Source organism: Janthinobacterium sp. ROICE36, from assembly GCF_002869965.1.
GTDB lineage: Bacteria > Pseudomonadota > Gammaproteobacteria > Burkholderiales > Burkholderiaceae_D > Janthinobacterium.
This window is the reverse complement of the sequence record NZ_PEBS01000049.1, coordinates 1-15,105: the sequence shown is the minus strand read 5'-3', so window position 1 is coordinate 15,105 and position 15,105 is coordinate 1. Positions and strand designations below refer to the sequence as shown.

The 15,105-nt window shown below is 62.2% G+C and carries 22 protein-coding genes; 8 read left to right on the top strand and 14 right to left on the bottom strand.

The genetic code is table 11. The features are described from left to right. Positions 1–24: 24 nt before the first annotated feature. Both ldcA and CSZ94_RS18860 read left to right on the top strand, forming a co-directional pair. Complete coding sequence (ldcA, locus tag CSZ94_RS18865) at positions 25–942, top strand: muramoyltetrapeptide carboxypeptidase (RefSeq protein ID WP_102122926.1); 918 nt, start codon at positions 25–27, stop codon at positions 940–942. An 18-nt stretch (positions 943–960) separates the two neighbouring features. After that, positions 961–2,139: a DUF418 domain-containing protein gene (locus CSZ94_RS18860; RefSeq protein ID WP_102122925.1), complete on the top strand. Its 1,179-nt coding sequence runs from the start codon at positions 961–963 to the stop codon at positions 2,137–2,139. Positions 2,140–2,218: 79 nt separating this feature from the next. Here the strand turns inward: CSZ94_RS18860 and CSZ94_RS18855 are convergent, their stop codons facing one another. Beyond that, a complete protein-coding gene (locus CSZ94_RS18855; RefSeq protein WP_102122924.1) occupies positions 2,219–2,566 on the bottom strand; it encodes an SOS response-associated peptidase family protein in 348 nt (115 codons plus the stop codon). Positions 2,567–2,711: 145 nt separating this feature from the next. On the opposite strand from CSZ94_RS18855, the gene CSZ94_RS18850 reads away from it, so the two are divergent. Beyond that, positions 2,712–2,933, top strand: coding sequence for a hypothetical protein (locus tag CSZ94_RS18850; RefSeq protein WP_102122923.1), 222 nt, complete (start codon positions 2,712–2,714; stop codon positions 2,931–2,933). A gap of 13 nt (positions 2,934–2,946) precedes the next feature. Here the strand turns inward: CSZ94_RS18850 and CSZ94_RS18845 are convergent, their stop codons facing one another. From CSZ94_RS18845 to CSZ94_RS18835, 3 genes are all read right to left on the bottom strand, one after another. Beyond that, positions 2,947–3,192: a hypothetical protein gene (locus CSZ94_RS18845; RefSeq protein ID WP_102122922.1), complete on the bottom strand. Its 246-nt coding sequence runs from the start codon at positions 3,190–3,192 to the stop codon at positions 2,947–2,949. An 82-nt stretch (positions 3,193–3,274) separates the two neighbouring features. After that, positions 3,275–3,580 carry a hypothetical protein gene (locus tag CSZ94_RS18840; RefSeq protein WP_146009851.1) on the bottom strand — a complete coding sequence of 102 codons (306 nt, stop codon included), beginning with the start codon at positions 3,578–3,580 and terminating at the stop codon, positions 3,275–3,277. A gap of 109 nt (positions 3,581–3,689) precedes the next feature. Then, positions 3,690–3,896 carry a hypothetical protein gene (locus CSZ94_RS18835; RefSeq protein ID WP_146009850.1) on the bottom strand — a complete coding sequence of 69 codons (207 nt, stop codon included), beginning with the start codon at positions 3,894–3,896 and terminating at the stop codon, positions 3,690–3,692. Between the two features lie 170 nt (positions 3,897–4,066). On the opposite strand from CSZ94_RS18835, the gene CSZ94_RS28325 reads away from it, so the two are divergent. Further along, positions 4,067–4,222 (top strand): hypothetical protein, encoded by a 156-nt coding sequence (locus CSZ94_RS28325; RefSeq protein WP_219726020.1) that lies wholly within the window; start codon positions 4,067–4,069, stop codon positions 4,220–4,222. 45 nt (positions 4,223–4,267) lie between these two features. Next, a complete protein-coding gene (locus CSZ94_RS18830) occupies positions 4,268–4,921 on the top strand; it encodes an arginase family protein (RefSeq protein ID WP_219726019.1) in 654 nt (217 codons plus the stop codon). Here CSZ94_RS18830 and mntP read toward each other — a convergent pair. From mntP to CSZ94_RS18790, 8 genes are all read right to left on the bottom strand, one after another. Continuing rightward, positions 4,892–5,461 carry a manganese efflux pump MntP gene (mntP, locus tag CSZ94_RS18825; protein ID WP_102122919.1) on the bottom strand — a complete coding sequence of 190 codons (570 nt, stop codon included), beginning with the start codon at positions 5,459–5,461 and terminating at the stop codon, positions 4,892–4,894. The genes CSZ94_RS18830 and mntP overlap by 30 nt on opposite strands. A gap of 58 nt (positions 5,462–5,519) precedes the next feature. After that, the gene (locus CSZ94_RS18820) at positions 5,520–6,374 is read right to left on the bottom strand and encodes an undecaprenyl-diphosphate phosphatase (protein ID WP_102122918.1); all 855 of its coding nucleotides are present in this window, start codon (positions 6,372–6,374) and stop codon (positions 5,520–5,522) included. Between the two features lie 95 nt (positions 6,375–6,469). Beyond that, on the bottom strand, positions 6,470–7,330 hold the full coding sequence (locus tag CSZ94_RS18815) for an alpha/beta hydrolase (RefSeq protein WP_102122917.1): 861 nt from the start codon (positions 7,328–7,330) through the stop codon (positions 6,470–6,472). 85 nt (positions 7,331–7,415) lie between these two features. After that, positions 7,416–8,057: a hypothetical protein gene (locus CSZ94_RS18810; protein ID WP_102122916.1), complete on the bottom strand. Its 642-nt coding sequence runs from the start codon at positions 8,055–8,057 to the stop codon at positions 7,416–7,418. A gap of 84 nt (positions 8,058–8,141) precedes the next feature. Then, entirely contained in the window at positions 8,142–8,468 is a 327-nt protein-coding gene (locus tag CSZ94_RS18805) for a hypothetical protein (RefSeq protein WP_102122915.1), read from the bottom strand. A 25-nt stretch (positions 8,469–8,493) separates the two neighbouring features. Next, positions 8,494–9,183, bottom strand: a complete 690-nt coding sequence (locus CSZ94_RS18800; protein WP_102122914.1) for a hypothetical protein — start codon at positions 9,181–9,183, stop codon at positions 8,494–8,496. A gap of 97 nt (positions 9,184–9,280) precedes the next feature. Continuing rightward, positions 9,281–10,951, bottom strand: coding sequence for a DUF6138 family protein (locus CSZ94_RS18795; protein WP_102122913.1), 1,671 nt, complete (start codon positions 10,949–10,951; stop codon positions 9,281–9,283). Positions 10,952–11,062: 111 nt separating this feature from the next. Continuing rightward, positions 11,063–11,380: a hypothetical protein gene (locus CSZ94_RS18790; protein WP_102122912.1), complete on the bottom strand. Its 318-nt coding sequence runs from the start codon at positions 11,378–11,380 to the stop codon at positions 11,063–11,065. Between the two features lie 147 nt (positions 11,381–11,527). On the opposite strand from CSZ94_RS18790, the gene CSZ94_RS18785 reads away from it, so the two are divergent. The 3 genes from CSZ94_RS18785 to CSZ94_RS18775 all read left to right on the top strand — a co-directional run bounded on the left by CSZ94_RS18785 (position 11,528) and on the right by CSZ94_RS18775 (position 13,952). Then, on the top strand, positions 11,528–12,679 hold the full coding sequence (locus CSZ94_RS18785) for a sensor histidine kinase (RefSeq protein WP_180977537.1): 1,152 nt from the start codon (positions 11,528–11,530) through the stop codon (positions 12,677–12,679). Positions 12,680–12,694: 15 nt separating this feature from the next. Then, the gene (locus CSZ94_RS18780; protein WP_102122911.1) at positions 12,695–12,952 is read left to right on the top strand and encodes a DUF1488 family protein; all 258 of its coding nucleotides are present in this window, start codon (positions 12,695–12,697) and stop codon (positions 12,950–12,952) included. 307 nt (positions 12,953–13,259) lie between these two features. Further along, entirely contained in the window at positions 13,260–13,952 is a 693-nt protein-coding gene (locus CSZ94_RS18775; protein ID WP_102122910.1) for a DUF3334 family protein, read from the top strand. On the opposite strand, the gene CSZ94_RS27705 is transcribed toward CSZ94_RS18775, so the two are convergent. Both CSZ94_RS27705 and CSZ94_RS18770 read right to left on the bottom strand, forming a co-directional pair. Beyond that, positions 13,933–14,223 carry a hypothetical protein gene (locus CSZ94_RS27705; RefSeq protein WP_146009849.1) on the bottom strand — a complete coding sequence of 97 codons (291 nt, stop codon included), beginning with the start codon at positions 14,221–14,223 and terminating at the stop codon, positions 13,933–13,935. The genes CSZ94_RS18775 and CSZ94_RS27705 overlap by 20 nt on opposite strands. Positions 14,224–14,226: 3 nt before the next feature. Beyond that, positions 14,227–14,940 (bottom strand): hypothetical protein, encoded by a 714-nt coding sequence (locus tag CSZ94_RS18770; RefSeq protein WP_102122909.1) that lies wholly within the window; start codon positions 14,938–14,940, stop codon positions 14,227–14,229. Between the last annotated feature and the right edge of the window lie 165 nt (positions 14,941–15,105).

Sequence of the window (15,105 nt, the reverse complement as noted above, 5' to 3'; positions counted from 1 at the left end):
ACCATTTGACTAGCCAGGCATATTTTGAAGACACCTGAGATTGGCATCGCCATCGTGGCACCGGGCGGTTGCGCGCCCGATGAAGCGGCCGTGGCGCGCGGCATCGCTCGCTTGCAGGCGCAAGGCGCCACCGTCCACAATTACTACGCTCCCGAGCACACATTTCAGCGCTTCGGCGGCACGGATGCGGGCCGCCTGGCGCAGCTTGACGCGGCGGCAAGCGACCCGGATGTGCAGGTAGTGATCGCCCTGCGCGGCAGTTACGGCATCAGCCGCATCCTGCCCGACATCGATTTCGACCTCATGGCCGCCAGCCGCAAGCTGTTTGTCGGCTACAGCGACTTCACGGCCTTCCACATGGGCATGATGGCGAAAACGGGCCGCGCCAGCTTTGCCGGCCCCATGCTCTGCGACGATTTCACGCGCGACGAAGCCGAGCAATTTACGCTAGCGCAACTGTGGTCGTGCCTGGCCGGCCCCACGCATACGGTGACGGGCACGTCCGTTGGCAATCCGCAGGTCGACGTGACGGGGAAATTATGGGGCGGCAACCTGGCCATGCTCGTGCATCTGCTGGGTACGCCGTATTTCCCCGAGATTCAGAATGGCATCCTGTTCCTGGAAGACGTCAACGAACACCCTTACCGGGTCGAGCGCATGTTGCTGCAATTGCTGCACGCGGGCGTCATTGGCCGCCAGCAAGCGGTGCTGCTTGGTGACTTTTCCGGCTACAAACTGAGTCCCATGGACAAGGGCTACGATGCTGACGCCATGCTGACCTACGTGCGCCAGCGCTTGCCGGTGCCCGTGCTGACGGGGCTGGAGTTCGGCCACATCCGCCGCCGCGTCACCTTGCCGTTTGGCGGCCAGGCGCGGCTGCAATCGGATGCGTCCGGCTTCAGCCTGCAGGTGAGCGACTACCCGACCTTGTCGCGCCCCTGAACGCCCGTCCTGAACGCCATGTCCGCCAAACCCGGCCGTTTGCTGCAGCTCGATGTGCTGCGCGGCATCGCCGTGTTGGGCATCTTGCTGGTGAATATCTGGGGCTTTGCCTGGGGCACGATTTCCTTGTGTTACGGCACCTTGCCCGCGCCGCCGCCCGTGCTGGACCAGCTCGTCATTTTCGGCGTGGCGGCGCTGGCGCAGTTCAAGTTTTATCCCATCTTCGCCTTTCTGTTTGGCGCCGGCTTTGCCTTGCAGACACGTTCCCTGCAGCGTCAACTGGGCAGCTGGGAGGCCGCGCAAGCCGCCTACCGGCGCCGCCTGCGCTGGCTGCTGGTATTTGGCTTGCTGCACGGTTTCCTCATCTGGAGCGGCGACGTACTGACCTCGTATGCCGTCGCCGGCATGCTGATTCTGCCGCTGGCAGCCGCTAGGCTCAGCCGCGTGCGCAACCGCGCCTGGCTGGTGGCGGGCGGCTTTTTGTTGTTCATGTGTTTGCTCATTCCCGTGGGTCAGCAGGGCGGCGCGCCGGACATCGCGCGCGATCTGCACAGTTTTGCGGAGCGTTACGCCATCTACACGCAAGGCGGCGCGTGGGCAGTCGCCAGGCTGCGCGCCAACGATTTCCTCGTGTCCTTGCTGTATGCCATCGTCATGTTGCCGCATATCATAGTGCTGTTCCTGCTGGGCATCTTGTCCGTGCGCTGTGGCTGGCTGACGCAGCCGCAGCGCCACCAGCGTCTGTGGCGCCGCGTGCGTGCCGTGGGACTGGGCGTGGGCTTGCCATTCAGCCTGCTGGCGGCGGGCGCCATCGCGTGGCAGGTGGCTGATCCCTATCAAACCGTGTTCGATACGGCCCTGTTCGAAGTGGGCCTGTTCGCCGGCGGCCCCGTGCTGGCGGCCGGCTATGTAGCCGCCCTGATGCTGGCCAGTCCCTTCATGCTGGGCTGGCTGGGCGCTTGGCTGGCGCCCGTGGGACGCATGGCGCTGAGCAATTATCTGCTGCAATCGCTGATCGGCACCTGGCTGCTGCAGGGGCCGGGCCTGGGCTGGGGCGCCAGGCTGCGACCGGCCGAGATGCTGGGGCTTGCCGTAGCGATCATGGCGGGGCAGGTGATACTCAGCCGCTACTGGCTGCGCCATTTCCGCCAGGGCCCGCTGGAAGCGCTGTGGCGCCGGCTGGCGCGGCTGGCTTAATCGGCACCCCAGTCAAACGCGCCTTGCGGCGATGCCGGCGGCGGCGCCTTGGGCCTGGCCGTGGGCACGAGGGGATTGTCTACGGCATGCCATTCGAACAGTGCCACGTCGAGCATGCAGGCACGCGCCCCGCGCGCAGCAGCGGCTTCCAGTAGGCACCGGCGAGTTTTTCCAGCCGCGCATTGATGGCGATGGGGGTTTTTTTCTTGCCGGGCGCGGGCACGGCCTGCGCGGCCCAGGCGGGCCGGTAGCCCCAGAAGACGTCGTCGACGCGGTGCATGCCGTCCTCGATATGCAGCACGGGCCGGTAGGTGCCGGGCGAGACGTTCCGGTGCGGCTCGGCCTCGCTGTCGAACACCGCGTCTGTCCAGCCGAAGGATGACGCCAGAGCGCGCGCCGTGTCATGTTGATCGAATCGTCCATACATGGCGAAATCATACCCGATCGCCCGGCGCCGCGAGGACAGGCGCGTGTGTACTTTCTGTGTGTGGTCAAACGTACAGACTGCGAGCGGCATATGGCGCACAGTGGAGGCCAGTCAGTTGGCTGACGTTTCTTGCACCGGAGGAAATATGTCTTTTGAAAATCCCACCATCCACAAAGGTTTTACCATCAGCGCCACGGCCAGCCAGCGCCGCGATGGCCGTTGGGTCGGTTCGTATGTCAGCCAGAACCAGGCGCACGGCGCCTATGCCGATACCTGCGATTACGATGATTGCAGCAATGAAAAAGAGGCGCAGCAACTGGCGCTGTCCGTCGGCTGGAGCCTGGCCGATGGCATGCAGGCACGTTAAGCTGGGCGCTGTATCAGCTGTTGCGCCGCAAGGCCACCAGCAAACCTGCCACAGGGAAGAGCAGGGCGGCGGCCAGGCGTACGGCGGTCAGCGAAGCCGTCTCCACTCCCAGCACGTGCGGCAGGGCCAGCAGTAAGAGTGGAGCGGGCACGGCGATGGCAAAGAAAAACAGGTACCACGAGTAGCCATTCTTTTTGGCCAGCAAGGCAATCAGGGCGCAGCCAATCAGGAAGACCAGCGGTAAATTCACATATTCCATGGTGACGCACTCTAGGCAAGGGGTACGTGATTATACGCGCCGTCCGCCCACCCGGGTGGCGCTGCTCCTGGCTTTGCTAGTCTTAATTGCCGACCAGGTCAGGCTGTTGTGGCGCCTGCTTGCCGCCGGCTGGCGCATCGGCGGCCAGCAGCGCCGTGATGGCGTTGCTATAGATGAGTTCCTGGGCGTAGGCCGATGCCTCGATCAAGGCCGCATGCACGGACTTGAAGCTGCTGAGTGTTTCAATCAGCACGGGCTTGGCGTACACCTGCTGCGTATCGCCGCGCTTGCTGATCAAAATCATCCCCCTGTAGCGCCCATCCTTCTCCAGCGCCCCCGCCACATGAAATGCATAGCCTCTGATCTGGTGTCTTTGTTGCTGATCCATGTCTCCGGCCTCCAGACCTGATTGTCGTGGCCCAGACCTTTTTACGCGTATCGAACGGTCGAGTCGTTGATCTGTATCAATACTGTCAGCCATGGTTCAACTAGCGTCATCACCCAGCGCGAATGGCGCGGATCTGCTGGGCTGTTTCCTCGATCTCACGATACGCTTCCTGGACATAACCATTGATCGGGTGGCCATCCATCCACTCGAAATAGGCGCGCTCATCGTGCTTGATGGCAAAAGGCACATGGTGGTCGCGTATCGATACGGCCGTATCGCGCACCAGCGAGGCAAAAAGCAGCTCCAGAGTTTCCATGATGGTCACCTTGCGAGACATGAATGCAGAGTCATGACTGTAGCACAAAGCGCGCGTTTGCCCACGCCGATGGCCGTGGCGTGCGCGCCTGCCAGGTCTGCGTTGCGGCTATCATGACCCCCGACGGCACGCTGTGTGTCCGTACATCAACCTGGATTGTAAAGTCATGCATGGAAATTATTCTTGCTCCTTCCAAGCTGGGCTTGCGGCCCTTGCATCCCGACCATGAACCGGGCACCTGGCGCGCCCCGGCCGTGCTGATGGCGAATGGGCTGGCGGCTGCCGTGGGCGCCAGCGCCAGCGTGTCGCTGCCGCGTCCGGCCTAGACGCCCCTGGCCCAGCCCGGCACGCGCCTGTACAACGGCGTGACGATGCGCGCGTTCAACCTGGAATTGGCCGCGCGCGTGGCCGACAGCCATGCGCGCGACGTGTTTCCGCTGCTTATAGGTGGCGACTGTTCCGTGCTGCTGGGAGCGTTGGCGGGGGGCCGGCGCGCTGGCGGCATTGCGCTGCTACATGGGGATGGACATAGCGATTTCCGGCATCCGGGCAACGATGCTGCTGCGCAAAGCCTGGGCGCCGTGGCCGGCATGGACCTGGCCCTGGCCACGGGCCGGGGCGAAGCGCTGATGACGCAATGGCCGGACGTGAATGACACGGCCATCATGCGCATCGATGTGTTTGACGCCAACGCGGCCGGGCCCGCCGCCGTGGCCCGCCGCATCAATGCCGTGCCGGACAGGGCCGAGCCGAGGCGCTTCTGGCTGCACCTCGATGTCGATGTGCTCGATCAAGCGTCGATGCCAGCCGTCGATTCCCCAGGCAGTCCCGGCATTGCGCCCGAGGCCTTGCTGTCTATCCTGCGTGCCGTGCGCAACGGTGGCCGCTGCTGCGGCATGACCGTGACAGTGTTCGATCCCGACAAGGACCCGGATGGCCGTTGCGCCGCCTTGCTGGTGACATTGCTGGGCCAGCTTTTCGCACCGGCCCAGGCCTCAGGCAGGATGGCCGATATGCTCGTATAAAATCACGCAGCCGATGACGATCAGCACCAGGCCGCCCACCAGCTCGGCGCGCCGGCCCGCCACCGTGCCCAGCACGCGGCCCAGCATCACGCCCAGGGTCACCATGACGAAGGTGGAAAAGCCGATGGCGGCGGCCGTCACGACGATGTTGGCGCCCAGTAAGGCCAGGCCAGCGCCCACCACCATGGCATCGATGCTGGTGGCCAGGCCGGTAACGGCCAGCACCCAGAACGAGTGCGACTGCGCGGGCGCTTCGTCCTCGTCGGCGTCGGCAAGGGCGTTGCGTATCATCAATAGGCCGATGCTGCCCAGCAGGCTGAAGGCGATCCAGTGGTCCCACGCTTCCACGTAGGGCGCGGCCACGCTGCCCAGGGCCCAGCCGATGATGGGCGTGATGGCTTCGATGACGCCAAAAATCAGGCCCGTGCGCAGCGCCTCGCGCCATTGCGGCTTGTGCAGGGCGGCGCCCTTGCCCACGGCGGCCGCGAAGGCATCGGTGGACATGGCAAGGGAGAGGGCGGCGGTGGCGGCGAAATTCATCGTTGGCTTTCTGTAAAACCTGGCTGGGATGTGTGTATAAACCAGAAACCCGGCGATTTTACCCTACGTACAGCACTACCAAGGAGGCCAGCAGGCAATACGCGCCAAAGAAATGCCAGCGGCCCTGTTCCAGCCAGCGCGACAGCCAGCGCAGGGCCAGCAAGCCGGCCAGGAAGGATAGCAGCATGCCCAGCAGACTGGGTCCCAGCAGGTGCAGCAGGCTGTTGCCGTGTTGCAGATGGTCCAGGCTGCCCTTTGCCACGGCCTGGTAGAAACGCCAGCCTTCCTTGACCAGCACGGCGGGCGTCAGCACCACGGCCAGGGCAAAGCTGAATTCCTCGGCCCGGCGCTGCGGCACGCCCATGGCGATGCCGGCGGAAATGGTGGCGCCGGAGCGGGAAAAGCCCCGGAAGGGCAGGCACAGGCCTTGCACTGCGCCGATCACCATGGCCTTGCCGATGGACAGGCTGCCGCCGTCGCGCGCCTTTAGCCGCGAGGAAACGATGATCAGCACGCCGGCGGCGGCCAGCGCGGCGGCCATCAGTCTGGCGTTGCCGAACAGGTGCTCGATTTCAAAGTCGGGCGCATCCTTGCTCATGACGTGGGTAATGCCCTTCAGCAAGCCGAAGCCGACGATGCCCGTCAGGGCCGTGGCGGCCACGAGCAGCAGCACATTGCTGCGAAAGGCGGTGGCCGAGCTGAAATAGGTGGCGCGCCAGGATTTCCAGAAATACACGATGACGGCAAACATGGTGCCCGTGTGCAGCATCACCAGCAGCATGGTCAGTTCCGGTGACGTGGGGTCCAGGCCCATCCATTTTTCCGCCATGATGACGTGGGCGGAGCTGGACACGGGCAACAGTTCGGCAAAGCCCTGGACGATGGAAAGTATAAATAATTGCAAAAAGCTCATTGGTATCTGGACTCAGGCGGGGGAAGATGGGCCGCCGATTTTACCCGCCAGTGACGGCGGGCACGTCCCGTACCAGATTACAGTTTGTCCATGTTTTACGGCTTGGCCGCTTCTTGCGCCTTGAACAGGGCGCGGAATGCCTTCAAGGCGGCCGGGTGATAGATCGTGCCATGGCTTTCTTCCGGCATCTTTTCCTGGTGCCATTGCAATCCGGGCGGCGCCTGTTTTTCCAGCACCTGGGACAAGCGCTGCACTTCGACGGCGATGCCCGCTTCGCTGCTGGACGCCAGGTACAGGCTGTGTTTGCCTGGCTTGCCCTTGGCCAGCAGGGCCGCCGCCTGGCGCGGCAGGGCGCCATGGTTCCACCACAGGCTGGGGTCGAATGCCAGGTAATGGTCGAACAGCTGCGGTTCCAGCAAATACGTTTCCACCACGAACAGGCCCGCCAGCGATTCGCCGATAATGGCCGTTTCGCCTGTCGTGCGGTAGCGCCGTTTGACTTCCGGCATCAGTTCATCGCGGATGAAAGCCCGGTAAGCGGATGCGCCGCCCACCACGGGGGCGATCTTGCGGTCTTCGCTACTGTCCGTCGGCCCCGTCAGATCGCGCCGGCGCTGCGTGTTTTGCATGCCGACCAGCATGAAGGGACGCATCGTGCCATTCGCTACCGACACTTGCAGCAAGCCGGCCACGTGCAGGAAATCCTCCGCCACGCCGCCGTCCGGCATGTACAGCACGGGCAAGGGCGCATCGGGCGGCGTATCCCAGGCGCGCGCCATGTACACATTCATGTGGCGCTTTTCCTTCAGCGCCTGCGAATCGATGACAAAGCTTTCGCCGATGACCAGCGGGGTGGCAGCGCTGGCGGCCGCGGCCGGTACGGCATGGGCAAGGTGGAAGGGGCTGGACAGCAGCAGGGCGGCGGTGAGGTGCAGTGCAAGGCAAGGGCGGCGCATGTTTTCCTGTGATAAGTAATGGATCGATGGCAATGACTGGTATCGACATGCCATTGGGCAATTTTATCTTATCTTTGACGCAGTATTACTTGATCGTCAAGAGTTCCCGTTCGAGCACGACGCCCGCCTTGTCCACCAGATAGGCGACCAGCAGTGCGCCATCGTCGGCGCAAGCATGGCAGCGCTTCAGGGGCGTGGAAAACAGCAGGCGCTGGCCGCCACCGTCGGTGGCCGTGCTGCCGACGAAATCGGCGGGTCCAAACGGCACGGCGTCCGGGTGGGCGGCGGCAAACGCGCGCCAGCCGGGTGTGGCGCGGTCTTCCTCGCGCACGGAATCCTCGTCGACGTCGATGGCTGCGCCATCGCTGCCGATCAGCAAGCTGCCTTCATTCGTGTTGGCGCGGAAAGGATAGGTGACGGTGGCCAGGGCCACCGTGCCCAGCGGGCGCCAGGCCGAGATGAAGCCCGCCTTGTTTGCCTTGACCAGCATCCTGGCGGCGGCGATGGCTTGCGGGCGGGCGCCGGCGCGCTGCATGGTGCGCAGCAGGCAGACGTCGGGCGCGGAGTGCGATTGCCCGCTACGGCAGGCCGACAGCGAGCGTTCCGTCCACACGGCGCGCGCGTCGATGGGGCCAGTGTCCTGGGCGTGAGCCGCCTGCGTGGCGGCCAGAGCGGAGCAAGCAAGGAGGGCACAGCCGGCTACATGAACGGCAAAACGTGTGGGCATGGGGAATCCTTTCAGTGCGGGAAACAATGTCTCGTCACCGATTATAGAAGGAGGGCCGTGCCCGCCCGCGCACCGCAGACCCGTTCAGCGCTTCTTTGCCGCCGCCTGGCGCAGGGCCTTCGCTTCCTGCTTGTTGAGTATGTGCGGGCGCGTGGCCAGCTCCGCCTTGACGGCGGCGATGGCGGCGCCGAACTGCTGCTCGGCCTGCGCCGGACTGGCGCCTGCATAATCGTGCTGGTTGGATTGGGCGGCGCGCAGCCGGCGCAGCAGCGCCAGCAATTGCTTGCCGTGCAGGCTGGCGAGGTCCTGCGCCAATACCTGCTTACTCAGCGCGCCTTCCACGTGGTCGGGGTCGAGCAGGCGCAGCAAGGTCAGGCCTGCGGGCTGTGCTGCCGGAGTGAATTTGTTCATCGGGCCATTCTAAGCGACGCCAGGATTACAGGTAATCCCAGATTTCATCGAAAGTTTCGCGCGCGAAATCGTTGCGCCAGGCTTCCGTATTCTTTTCGCGGCTGACGGCAAACACGGCGCGCCAGGTCTGCTTCGGTGCGCTGGTGTAGGTCGCGGCGATCTTTTGCAGGCCGGCCGTGCATTGCTCGACCTTGCAGCCGCTCTTCGCCAGTTGCTGGGCGGCAGCGGCCCATGCCACTGGTACCTTGACGACCTGGCATTCGAAGCTGACGGCGGCCGTTTGCATGCCGTTTTCCACCGTCACCGGGTCCGCCTTGGTGGCCTGGCACGCGGCGCCGTTCTTGGCGGCGATGACATTCGCGGCCAGCAGTTCGGCCGCCGGTGTCACGGCTGCGTGCATGGCGGCCGGGAACAGGTCGGCGATCAGCTTGCCAGTTTCCGTCGGGAACTTGGCATCCGCTTCTTTCAAGGCGCTGTACGACGCGTATTGCACGCTCTGCTTGCCCGCCAGGCGGGTGGGACGCAGGTAGGCGTTGAGCTTGGCGACGCTGGCTTCATCCTGGTTGATGATGGTCTTGATGTACAGATTGGCCACGGCTAGTGGCGCCAGTTCGACGGCTGTTTCGGCGGCAATGGCGGGCTGGGCCAGCGCCACGGCAGCGGCAAAGGTGGCTGCCAGCAGGGCAGCGCACGATGTTTTTTGTGTTTGATGCATGCATTTTCTCCACGATTCGATGTCAGGCGCCAAAAAATGCCTTGCGGCAATTCTGGCGCGCGCATTATATAGGGTGAAAGTCATAACGTTGCGCACATTAAGCGTCCGCCTGGCTCGCCGCTGCCAGCAAGGCCAGCAGCAGCTCCTTGCGCCGGCCCTGCGCCTTGCGCGCCAGGGCCGCCAGTTTTTCCAGCTTGCCCCAGACCGGATACAGCATGTGCTCGATCAGATAGCCTTCCAGTCCCAGCAGTTGCTGGCAGAACAGCTCCAGTTTCTCCACCTCCTCCAGTTCCGCCTGTATCCTGACTTTTGCGTTATCCGTGCACGCGCGCAGACACGCAGCCAGCACGGCAATGGAGTCCGTCGTGACGCCATGTTTTTCGGCAAAGGCGGCCGTGAACTGATCCTGCACGCACTGGTGTTCCGCGTCGATGTTGGCCATATAGTGCTGCACCAGGGGGAAATAGCGCGCATCGAGCAAGCCCAGGCCGAACGTGGCGTAAGTGCCGGGCATGCAATTCTTTTCCCCTTCCGTGTCGGCATAGAATTCGAATTGCTCGATGGCCGCGCGCGCATACGCTTCCAGCTGCGGCTGCAGGGCAGCATGGGCGAGGGCATTGGCAAAGAAGCGGTGCGTATCGGATCTGGCCAGGCCTTTCAAGGGAAGATATTGCTTCACCTTCGATTTGAACTTGATCTGGTAGCTTTTCGGAAAACCATTTTGCAGCAAATGCGTGATGAATACCAGCGCCTGCGCATACGCGTCCTGCTCTTCCCGGGCGATGCTGATGCTGATGGTGGCAAACACATCGTTGGCGCGGCATTCCAGCAGCGCATTTTTCAGGTGGATGTCGGCATCGGGGAAGCTGCCGCTGCCTTCCTTGAGCATGCGCACGGCACGTTCGCTGCCCAGTTCGCGCGCGCTTTCCAGGAATTTGAGGCCTTTCGGCTTGGCGTAGCTCGGTTCGTGGCGCAAGATCATGACGGCGCCATACAGCAGCAGGTCGATCGGCTGCAGCGCTTGCGCATCGGGCGCGGCATCCTGCTTCAGGGTGTATTCCGTGCCGCCGTAGGCTGATTGCTGCACATCATAGAACTGCGGCAGAAACTGCTTTTCCGCCCAGGCCGACACGGCCTGGATGATATCACTGCGATGTTCTGCCAACGCTTGCGGGCGTGACTTGTTCAACTGCTCGATGCGCTCGAATTGCGCAATCGTCCAGGCGATATCAGGCTGCGGAAACAGGTGGGGATCGAGCAGGTGGCGTGTCAGGAAGAAGGTTTCCAGTTTTTTCGTCGGCCGGTTGCCGCGCTCGAGTTTTTGCGTGACGTAGTTGTGTATGCGCTCGAGCAAGGTTAGGCGCTTGCCTTCGTTAACATGGTCGAGCAGGTTCAGGTGCAGCGTGCCCTGTGCCGTCCGGAATTTGCCGCGAAAGCGGAAGTGGTAGTCGATCAGGGGCGTGTCGGCCAGTGTTTCCAGCTTCGCTTGCACCATGGCAATCAGCTGGGGCGCGATGCTGTTACGCACCACGGCTTCATCGAGGCGCGATGGCGTTCTCGGTGCGAACTCATCGGTATCAGTCAGATGGAAATCGTCGGCCGTCGTGCGCCCGGGTTTGTAGTCGAGCAATAAATCACTGAATATACCCATCTGCAAGGTAGTCCGATTTACGGCGTCTTCCAGGTCTGTGCGCTGCAGGCGCTCATCGAACCAGGCGTGGATGGCAGCCGTCATTTCTTGTGTTGCTTGTTCTAACAGTGAGCTCATGGACTTCCTTGCATTGCGCGTGACAGTGCCTCCGGCTGGCGTCACAGTCATGTTTAATATAAAGCACTATGTTAGGTGTTCTGGCCTGGCCGCAACAAGGGCGCACGGCTGTCAGGACGGAGCGGTGAGGAAGCGCGCGTCGATGTCATCGGACAGCGGTCCCACGGTGATCGTGGTGTGCCAGCCGGAAGGCTTGTCTTTGCCATCAAACAAGGCGATGCGCGTATGGACAAACAGCACCGAATACACGCCGGATTTCATGTCGCGGTTCAAGTCCCAGTGCATCAGTTCGATGGCTTCGCCTATGCGCGGCAAATGGGCGCCCGGCGGTAGCAGAATGTTCTGGTTGATGAATTCCCTGCTCGGGCCCGGTTCCTTATGGCGCGGATCGATGTAGCGGAACGAGACGCTGGTAACGATGTTTTGCATGCGTGGCACCTGCTTGGTTATGTAGTTGATGACAATAGCACACGGAGATGGCCGGCGCGTGCCAACTATGTTCGGTAGCAGACGGTACTTGGCAGATCACCAGGCTAGGCTAGCTTATTCTTAATCCTTGAGATTGCTGGAAACGCCATGATGCATAAATTCCTAGCCGAAAATCGCGCCGAGCTGGAGCGCCGTTGCCGAGATAAAGTGGCCAAGCGGCCCCTGCGTTTTTCAACCGAAATACAGTTAAAGGAAGGCATACCCATCTTCCTGGATCAGTTGATCCGCACCCTGAAGGCGGAAGAGGCGGGCAAGCTGGCGCAAAGCCTGGCCATTTCCGGCCCCGCCGATGGCAGTGCGCTGGCGACATCGGAACTGGCCGACAGCGCCATCACGCACGGCGGGCAATTGCTGGCGCTCGGCTATTCCGTCAGCCAGGTGGTGCACGATTATGGCGACCTGTGCCAGGCCGTCAGCGATCTTGCCGTCGCGCTGGACGAGCAGTTCGCCGTCGAGGAATTCAGGACGCTGAACCGTTGCCTCGACAACGGCATTGCCGAAGCCGTTTCCGCATTTACCCAGCGGCGCGACGTGCTGATTGCAAATGAGCAGGCACTGGCCTTGAGCCAGCGCATCGGCTTTTTCGCCCATGAATTGCGCAATCATCTGGGCACGGCCGGCCTGGCCGTCGCCGCGCTCAAGCAGGGCGGCATGGGCGTGGCGGGCGCGACTGGTGCCGTGCTCGACCGCAGCCTCGTGGGTCTGCGTGCCCTGATCGACCGTTCGCTGGCGGAAGTGCGGGTGGAGGCGGGTCTGACCGCGCAGCGTTCGGTGTTCTTCCTGAGCAACTTCATCAGTGAATTGGGCTATTCGGCCAAAATGGAAGCGGACTTGCTGCGCTGCACCTTGGTTGTGGAGGAGGTCGCTCCCTTGCTGCAACTCGATGCGGATCAGGATTTGCTGCTCTCCGCCGTAGGCAGCCTCCTGCAAAACGCCTTCAAGTTTGGCGCGCCGAATGGCACGGTGGTGCTGCGCGCGCATGCGCACGGCGAGCGTATCAAGATCGAAGTGGAAGACAACGGCGCTGGCCTGTCGCCGCAGCTCGCATATGACTTGTTTTTGCCCTTTACACAAGGCGGCGCCAACAAGACGGGCCTGGGCATGGGCCTGTCGATTGTCCGGCGCAGCGTGGAAGCAAATGGCGGCACCTTGAGCGTGGAAAGCGTGCCTGGCCATGGCTGCGTCTTCATCATCGACCTGCCCCGGCATGCCGCTGCTGTCGCCCCGTGTGCCTCATGAACGGGCGGCTAGACCATGCCCTATAGGATCCTGCGCAACAGCATCGCGCTCGAACCTGCGGGCGACGCCATCCGCTTCCATCTGAGCGTTTTCGGCGTGGAAAAGTCTTGCCGCATCACCGTGATGGCATTGCGCAGCCTGGACCAGAATCAGGGCGGCGACTTGCTGACGATCTTCGACGCCCACCGGCTGCGCATTGGCCAGCGCGCCTTCGCTTATCTGAGCCGCGATCTGCTGGTCAGCAGCGTGGTCTTGCGGGCACTTGATTTTTAGTTACTATTTCCTGTACCGGCGCCCGTGCCAAGGCCAGATATGGTATTTCCGCACAGATCGTCAAGTAAATGCAGGTATGGCTGGACGGAAATGTTACATCTGGGTATTCTGCGGATCTGATACTTATTTCTATACAGAAAAAAGTAAGAGGGCGGTTCGTGCCAGCGGCAACGCGGCTCGCACGGCCAGGCAAGGTCAGGCATGCAAAGGTGAAGTCGTCCGCTTGCTGAGCGAAACTGTCGTGTTTCGGCGCGCGGCGGGCAGGGAACAGTGCTGTCATCTTTAAAAATAGTAGGAGAGGTTGCTCATGGATGCAGAAAAGGATGTTGTGTACGGTACAGAAGATTTGTTGATGAGTTTGTGCAACTCGGTGGTTCGGGTGCTCAACGTTGCAACGCAAAGCAGAGTCAATTATTCAGGCATGGTGCAGCGCATCACCAAGACCGGCCTGAAGCCGGACATCGGTTGTTTCGTGATGTTCGATGGCGGTTTCACGGGCCTGGTGGTGCTCAATTTTGCCGCCGATACGGCGATGGAAATCTACGAGCGCTACATGTTGCACATGGGTATGCCGAAGTCGGAGCTGGCCAATTTCTACACGTCGGACGAAGTGTCGAACATCATGGGCGAGCTGATGAACCAGATCGTGGGCGACTTCACGGGCAAGGTGCGGCGCGAACTGCAAACGAATATCACCCAGAGCCAGCCGAAGATGCTGGTGCTGAACAAGCAGGTGATGCTCAGCGTCGACACGCCGCTGGACCGCCCGGAAATGCGCCGCGTCACCTTCTACACGGAAAAGAACAACATTTTCTATCTGGAACTGGCGATCGACCGTACCGAGTTCATCAAGTTACACGATTTCGATTCGCGTGAAGTCGATGCCGACTCGCTGATGGATACGGAATACGCGAACCGCGAACGCGGTGCCGCCCCTGCGCCGGCAGTGGAAGCGGAAGACGATGACAACGCCGACTTGCTCAAATCGCTGGGCATGTAAGCGGGCTTTGCCACGAGCGGCGGCATGCTTGCCGCCGCTCGTCGGTGATGTTTGCCTTGCGCAAGCTGTCTGGCAAAAATAGACCTGCCAGAATACCAAACACAACACATAGCGGGCCAGCGATCCAAGCAAGGGCCGTGCCTGACGTCATGTCACAGAACATGCGGCACAGGGACGCGACCAAAAAAGCATACACGCCCGCCGTCGCCGGCAGGCTGCAAGTGATGTCGACGGCATTCCTTGCTGTCCGGATGATCTGGCTGAAATTCATTGCTTATCTCATTGCCGGCCATGCCGGCACATCGTGCGCGCCGCCGCCAGGCTGGGCCGGGGGCAACGACGATACTTTTTCCAGCCGTCGTACGCCCGCGATGCCGGGCTGCTTGCCATCATCGAGCGACCAGTATTCGAACGCATACACATAGCTGCCGTCGACGATGGTCAGCGATTCCTTCTGGCGTCCGTTGGGCGCCTTGTAATACAGGCGCCGCGCGGGCCTGCCATCCAGCGTCTGCTTGAACGCTTGTGGCGAAATCGTGACGCGCTTGCCCGTCTTGCCTGCCATCGACATCGCCGTGATCGTCACATAGGCCCTGTCCGGACACCGGGCCAGCAGGTGCGCGCCGCTGAGGACGGTGGCTTGCGCTTGTTCCAGCGGAAAACCGAACGGTTGCACGCCGACAATATCGTCGCACTCCATCTGCTGCGCCAGGGCCGTCAGTGTGGCCGGGTCGAGCGCGCTGCTGAAGTGTTTTTCTTCGGCCTGCGCCAGGCCCAGCGCCCAGCGGCGCTCCAGCTCGGCCAGCGAAATGTCACTCGCCACGGGCAGCGGCGCAGGGGTATCCGGATCGGCGGCGCTGGAGGTTTCCGCCTGCATGCGCGCGGCGACAGAGTGGCTGCGTTCGGCTTGATTCAGCGGGCCGGCAGCAAGGGCCGTGTTGGTGAGGCAGGCGGCGATGGCCAGCGTAAAAACATGTTTTGTCAGCATAAGGGAGGGTGTAAATAATTTTGTGTAAACGGTCATTTGGCAGGACACTGCCGCCACCAAGGAGAAACAATGACCGTTGTAAAGCGTAACAAGCGGGCCAAGCCCGACCCGGAACTGCTCAAACTGGCCGACAGCTTGCTGGCCAACTACCAGAAGCCCGAGGAT

Bases quoted from the DNA above. Each gene is read 5' to 3' on its own strand.
- CSZ94_RS18850 (WP_102122923.1), top strand. From the start codon at position 2,712: ATGTCTTTTGAAAATCCCACCATCCACAAAGGTTTTACCATCAGCGCC.
- CSZ94_RS18795 (WP_102122913.1), bottom strand. From the start codon at position 10,951: ATGAGCTCACTGTTAGAACAAGCAACACAAGAAATGACGGCTGCCATC.
- CSZ94_RS18815 (WP_102122917.1), bottom strand. From the start codon at position 7,330: ATGCGCCGCCCTTGCCTTGCACTGCACCTCACCGCCGCCCTGCTGCTG.
- CSZ94_RS18820 (WP_102122918.1), bottom strand. From the start codon at position 6,374: ATGAGCTTTTTGCAATTATTTATACTTTCCATCGTCCAGGGCTTTGCC.
- CSZ94_RS18770 (WP_102122909.1), bottom strand. From the start codon at position 14,940: ATGCTGACAAAACATGTTTTTACGCTGGCCATCGCCGCCTGCCTCACC.
- CSZ94_RS18805 (WP_102122915.1), bottom strand. From the start codon at position 8,468: ATGAACAAATTCACTCCGGCAGCACAGCCCGCAGGCCTGACCTTGCTG.
- CSZ94_RS18800 (WP_102122914.1), bottom strand. From the start codon at position 9,183: ATGCATCAAACACAAAAAACATCGTGCGCTGCCCTGCTGGCAGCCACC.
- CSZ94_RS28325 (WP_219726020.1), top strand. From the start codon at position 4,067: ATGGAAATTATTCTTGCTCCTTCCAAGCTGGGCTTGCGGCCCTTGCAT.
- CSZ94_RS18855 (WP_102122924.1), bottom strand. From the start codon at position 2,566: ATGTATGGACGATTCGATCAACATGACACGGCGCGCGCTCTGGCGTCA.
- CSZ94_RS18785 (WP_180977537.1), top strand. From the start codon at position 11,528: ATGATGCATAAATTCCTAGCCGAAAATCGCGCCGAGCTGGAGCGCCGT.
- CSZ94_RS18835 (WP_146009850.1), bottom strand. From the start codon at position 3,896: ATGGAAACTCTGGAGCTGCTTTTTGCCTCGCTGGTGCGCGATACGGCC.
- CSZ94_RS18830 (WP_219726019.1), top strand. From the start codon at position 4,268: ATGCGCGCGTTCAACCTGGAATTGGCCGCGCGCGTGGCCGACAGCCAT.
- CSZ94_RS18810 (WP_102122916.1), bottom strand. From the start codon at position 8,057: ATGCCCACACGTTTTGCCGTTCATGTAGCCGGCTGTGCCCTCCTTGCT.
- CSZ94_RS18845 (WP_102122922.1), bottom strand. From the start codon at position 3,192: ATGGAATATGTGAATTTACCGCTGGTCTTCCTGATTGGCTGCGCCCTG.
- CSZ94_RS18860 (WP_102122925.1), top strand. From the start codon at position 961: ATGTCCGCCAAACCCGGCCGTTTGCTGCAGCTCGATGTGCTGCGCGGC.
- CSZ94_RS18780 (WP_102122911.1), top strand. From the start codon at position 12,695: ATGCCCTATAGGATCCTGCGCAACAGCATCGCGCTCGAACCTGCGGGC.
- CSZ94_RS18790 (WP_102122912.1), bottom strand. From the start codon at position 11,380: ATGCAAAACATCGTTACCAGCGTCTCGTTCCGCTACATCGATCCGCGC.
- CSZ94_RS27705 (WP_146009849.1), bottom strand. From the start codon at position 14,223: ATGAATTTCAGCCAGATCATCCGGACAGCAAGGAATGCCGTCGACATC.
- mntP (WP_102122919.1), bottom strand. From the start codon at position 5,461: ATGAATTTCGCCGCCACCGCCGCCCTCTCCCTTGCCATGTCCACCGAT.
- CSZ94_RS18775 (WP_102122910.1), top strand. From the start codon at position 13,260: ATGGATGCAGAAAAGGATGTTGTGTACGGTACAGAAGATTTGTTGATG.
- CSZ94_RS18840 (WP_146009851.1), bottom strand. From the start codon at position 3,580: ATGGATCAGCAACAAAGACACCAGATCAGAGGCTATGCATTTCATGTG.